Source organism: Almyronema sp. (genome assembly GCF_052168255.1).
Lineage (GTDB): Bacteria > Cyanobacteriota > Cyanobacteriia > Phormidesmidales > Phormidesmidaceae > Sphaerothrix > Sphaerothrix epifaneia.
Map to the genome: position 1 here is coordinate 1 of NZ_JBQLZL010000070.1, position 4,857 is coordinate 4,857.

Below are 4,857 nucleotides of genomic sequence, written 5' to 3' on the forward strand. Positions count from 1 at the left end.
TGGCACCGACCGACCAACCGCATGAGAAGTTTGTATTCCCCGAAGAGGTACTGCCACGTGGTAACGCTCTCTAGTAACTCTTACATTGCTGGCCGCGACCAGGAATCAACTGGATTCGCCTGGTGGTCTGGTAATGCACGTTTGATTAATTTGTCCGGTAAATTGTTGGGCGCTCACGTTGCCCACGCTGGCCTAATCGTTTTTTGGGCTGGTGCTATGACTCTGTTTGAGGTTGCTCACTTTGTACCTGAGAAGCCTCTATACGAGCAAGGCTTTATTCTGCTGCCTCACCTAGCCACTTTGGGCTGGGGTGTAGGGGCTGGTGGAGAAGTGATTGATACTTTTCCCTACTTTGTTGTGGGGGTTCTTCACCTGATTTCTTCGGCAGTTTTAGGTTTGGGGGGTATTTACCATGCCGTCCGTGGCCCTGAAACGCTAGAAGAATATTCTTCCTTCTTTGGTTACGACTGGAAGGACAAAAACAAGATGACCACCATCATCGGTATCCACCTGATTTTGCTGGGGTGTGGTGCCTTTTTGCTGGTGATCAAAGCTTGTTTCCTGGGGGGTGTTTATGACACTTGGGCACCAGGCGGTGGTGACGTTCGCGTGATCACCAACCCAACGCTCAACCCTGCCACCATTTTTGGCTACTTAGTCGCTTCTCCCTTTGGTGGGGAGGGCTGGATTGTGGGTGTCGATAACATGGAAGACATCATTGGTGGCCACATCTGGATTGGTCTTATTTGTATCGCTGGCGGGATTTGGCATATTCTCACCAAGCCTTTTGGTTGGGCACGCCGTGCGTTCATCTGGTCTGGTGAAGCCTATCTCTCTTACAGCTTGGGTGCCCTTTCCCTAATGGGCTTTATTGCTTCTTGCTACGTCTGGTTCAACAACACTGCTTATCCCAGTGAGTTTTATGGGCCGACGAATGCAGAAGCTTCTCAAGCTCAGGCGATGACCTTTTTGGTGCGTGACCTGCGCTTGGGTGCCAATATTGGAGCGGCTCAAGGGCCTACGGGTCTGGGTAAGTACCTGATGCGCTCTCCGACTGGCGAGATCATCTTTGGTGGTGAAACCATGCGGTTTTGGGATTTCCAAGGTCCTTGGCTAGAGCCGCTTCGCGGCCCCAATGGCTTGGATCTTGAGAAGCTGCAAAACGATATTCAACCTTGGCAGATTCGTCGGGCGGCTGAGTATATGACTCATGCACCTAACGCTTCTATCAACTCGGTAGGTGGCATTATCACTGAAATTAACTCGGTTAACTTCGTGAATCCTCGCCAGTGGTTGTCTACGTCTCACTTTGTCTTGGGTTTCTTTTTCTTAATTGGTCACCTCTGGCATGCAGGCCGTGCCCGTGCTGCTGAGGCTGGCTTTGAGAAAGGACTTGATCGGGTAGCTGAACCCGTTTTGTCTATGCCCGATCTTGACTAAGCGATTAGGCTTTCAGCCAAACGCTTAAGCAACTGATAAAAGGCTTTCGTTCTAAGAACGAAAGCCTTTTCGCTATTCAAAGTGTGTCAGCTTCCTAGTAGGATCGATCTAGAACCTAGCTGATCTAGAGAATCTGAGGCATTAGAACTATGCGGCAAAGGTCACAACTGTTCCAGAGCGTCACTCGAGTGATTTTGGTGACGATCGCAATTGCGATCGCTTGGACAAGTTGGCTGCCCGTTGCGGCGGCGGAAAGCTTTGATCGGCAAAACTTACGCATGCAAGATTTTTCTGGGCAAGATCTGCGGGGCAATGACTACACCCGCGCTGATTTGGCCGATGCTAATTTAAAGGCTGCAAACCTGCAAGGCGTGCGCTTGTTTGACACTACCCTGGCGCGAGCTAACCTGGAGGGGGCTGATCTGAGATTTGCTACGTTAGATGGGGCGCGGCTGATTCAGGCCAATTTGACCAATGCTATTCTCGAAGGAGCCTACGCTTTTAATACAGACTTTCGGCAGGCAGTGATTGAAGGGGCTGACTTTACGGATGTGCTTTTAGATCCCAAAACGAATGACCAGTTGTGCCAGGTAGCGGCAGGGACTAATCCGGTAACCGGGCGCAGCACTCGCGCAACGCTCTTTTGCCCTTAATTGGGTATAACCTAAAGCGGGAATAGACTTACAGGTAACCGTGCTCGCTGAGAAAGTCAGAGGTGATATCTAAATCTGGCTGAGGCTGGCAGATCGGGCGATCGCCTTGCGCTCTTAAAAAAGCAAACTTTTCGACGTACTTGCCTAAAATATCGCCTTCTAAATTTACCCAATCACCCGGTTGTAGATACTGAAGATTCGTCTCTGCATAGGTTACGGGGATCACAGCTACGGTAAACCAATCTCCACTGGAGCCGCAGTCTGATACCGTCAAACTGACCCCATTGACAGCGATGCTGCCCTTAGGCACGATGTACCGAGCGACTCGCGAATCGCTCAGGCTAAAGCTCATTTCCCAGGCGTTAGCTACCTGAACAGACTTTTTTAGCTGGCCGCTACCGTCTACATGACCAGTAACAAAGTGTCCACCAATTTTGCTGCCGACTCTGAGCGAAGTTTCTAGGTTAACCCATGTTCCTTCGCTGTGCTGACCCAAAATGGAGCGGTTGAGGGTTTCGGGTGAGGCGGAAGCCGTAAAACCCTGAGACAAAATGGTTTCAACCGTCAGGCAAACTCCATCAACCGCTACACTATCGCCATATTCCAAGGTTTGTAGCAGGCGATCGCCGCCTTTGTGGGGGCAGGTAATTTTTAACTGCTCTGGGTAGGGGTGAGATAAAATCCCCAGAGTTTGGATAAGGCCAGTAAACACAAATTTTCGGTGAGAAAGGGTAAATTCTCTCAGCAATCTTGCCCATCCCTACGGAGTCCGGGGCATACTGGAAATTGTTAGGCAGACTCAACTTAGAGGGTAAGACTGGATCCACAATGCACAGTCTACTGCTCTACCACGAGTGCTTCGTTTTTATCATATCGATATAGCTGACTGAGCGAAACTGGCTGATTGAGATAAGTATAGAATTTTAGTTTCTTAGAGTATTTTTACTAGCTGCGGATAGGCAGTAAATCCTGGCTTAAGATATGGATCTAGTCCACTGAGTAACCACAAGCTCACTTTCCCCGCTCCGGAGTCTAGAGGCGAATCCCATGATTGAGATGAAAGTTGCTGGAATTGCCCTTGATGCAGTTTCTCGCAGTCCGATTGTGTTACTCAGAGATGCCTCCGAAAGGCGTGCCTTGCCGATATACATCGCGCCCGATCAGGCAAAGTCCATCATCAGCGCCTTAGAAAATCAGGCTCCTCCTCGACCCTTGACCCACGATTTGTTTGTCAGCTTGATTGACGAATGGGAAATGGAACTAGAGAAGGTGGTTATTCATGCCCTGCGCGATAACACTTTCTATGCGGTTCTTAAGGTAACGAAAGGTGAAGAGAAAAAGGAAATCGATGCCCGCCCTAGCGATGCGATCGCGATCGCGCTGCGCACTGACTCACCCATTTGGGTGATGGAAGAAGTCGTCGCTGATGCCTCTATTCCCGTCGATCGCGATGCAGACGAAGCCGAAAAACGAGCCTTTCATGATTTCATCTCTAACCTGAATCCTTCGGATTTTTCTCAGCACGGGCGATCGATTAGCAGCGATTCTTAATGCAATATCGCCGCTTTGGTAAAACTAACCTAAAGCTTTCCGTATTTTCTCTGGGTACCATGCGTTGCCTCGCGTCTGAGGCGGTTTTTCAGCAAACGGTGACGGTAGCCGTTGCCCGCGGGATCAATCACCTAGAAACGGCGCAGGGATATGGCGAAAGTGAGCGCTATTTGGGCAGGTTGCTGCAATCTGGTCAAATAGGGAGGCGATCGCAGCTTTACCTGACGACTAAAATTCCGCCAACTGCTGAGGCGGCTGAGTTAGATCGGCAAATCGATCGCTCACTGGCGCGGCTTCAAACGGACTATCTCGACTGTTTAGCCCTACATGGCATCAACACGCCAGCCCATTTGACTCAGGTACACTCGTCTCTAAAAGCGGTTGAGGCTGCTGTAGCCGATGGTCGCGTTCGCCATGTCGGCTTTTCAACGCATGGTTCACTGGCGCTGATTTTAGCCGCGATTCAGACTGGATATTTTGAGTTTGTTAATCTGCACTATTACTACTTTTTTCAGCGTCACGCAGCGGCGATCGCCCTGGCTCAGCAGCAAGACCTGGGCATTTTTATTATTTCTCCGGCGGATAAAGGTGGGCTGCTTTACACCCCGCCAGATCGGTTAAAGGCGCTGTGCGATCCCTTCTCGCCGCTGGCGCTAACCTATCGCTGGCTGCTCAGCGATCGCCGTCTGACGACCCTCAGCTTTGGCCCTGCCAACGCCGCTGAGCTAGACGAATCACTTGCCGTAGCCGATCTAGAGGCTACGCTAACGCCAGCAGAAATGGCGGCGCTAGCGCGATTAGATCAGCAGCCACTAGAAACTTTGGGTCGCGATCGCTGCGCTCAGTGTTATGCTTGCCTGCCTTGCCCAGAGCGTATTCAGATTCCTGAAGTGCTGCGATTGCGCAATCTGGCCGTTGCTTATGAAATGAGTGAATATGGCCAGTACCGCTACCGCATGTTTGAAAACGCTGGTCACTGGTTTCCGGGACAAAAAGCCAACCGCTGCACCGACTGTGGCGATTGCCTGCCGCGATGTCCGCAACAGCTCGATATTCCCCAACTGCTGCGAGATACCCATGAAAGGCTCAAAGGGCCAGAGCGGCGGCGCTTGTGGGGATAAATGGAAGATTTATGGCGGTTTAGAGTTGGGGCTATCAGTCTAGCGGCTGATGGTTCTGACCCTGGCAGGCGCTAAACTGAGCTTTGCTCAAG

At 50.9% G+C, this 4,857-nt stretch carries 5 protein-coding genes; 4 read left to right on the top strand and 1 reads right to left on the bottom strand.

Annotated features, from left to right (window positions below; translation table 11 throughout):
- Nucleotides 1-57 precede the first annotated feature (57 nt).
- Nucleotides 58-1,440, top strand: coding sequence for a photosystem II reaction center protein CP43 (gene psbC, locus ACTS3T_RS15695; protein WP_377963556.1), 1,383 nt, complete (start codon nt 58-60; stop codon nt 1,438-1,440).
- Between the two features lie 149 nt (nt 1,441-1,589).
- Nucleotides 1,590-2,093 (top strand): pentapeptide repeat-containing protein, encoded by a 504-nt coding sequence (locus tag ACTS3T_RS15700; RefSeq protein ID WP_377963554.1) that lies wholly within the window; start codon nt 1,590-1,592, stop codon nt 2,091-2,093.
- Nucleotides 2,094-2,121: 28 nt separating this feature from the next.
- Here the strand turns inward: ACTS3T_RS15700 and ribE are convergent, their stop codons facing one another.
- On the bottom strand, nt 2,122-2,805 hold the full coding sequence (gene ribE, locus ACTS3T_RS15705; RefSeq protein WP_377963552.1) for a riboflavin synthase: 684 nt from the start codon (nt 2,803-2,805) through the stop codon (nt 2,122-2,124).
- Nucleotides 2,806-3,140: 335 nt separating this feature from the next.
- Between ribE and ACTS3T_RS15710 the strand changes: the two genes are divergently transcribed.
- Together ACTS3T_RS15710 and ACTS3T_RS15715 are read left to right on the top strand one after the other, a co-directional pair.
- Nucleotides 3,141-3,644 carry a bifunctional nuclease family protein gene (locus ACTS3T_RS15710; RefSeq protein ID WP_377963550.1) on the top strand — a complete coding sequence of 168 codons (504 nt, stop codon included), beginning with the start codon at nt 3,141-3,143 and terminating at the stop codon, nt 3,642-3,644.
- Nucleotides 3,644-4,765: an aldo/keto reductase gene (locus ACTS3T_RS15715; RefSeq protein ID WP_377963548.1), complete on the top strand. Its 1,122-nt coding sequence runs from the start codon at nt 3,644-3,646 to the stop codon at nt 4,763-4,765. Before ACTS3T_RS15710 ends, ACTS3T_RS15715 begins: the two co-directional genes overlap by 1 nt.
- Nucleotides 4,766-4,857 lie beyond the last annotated feature (92 nt).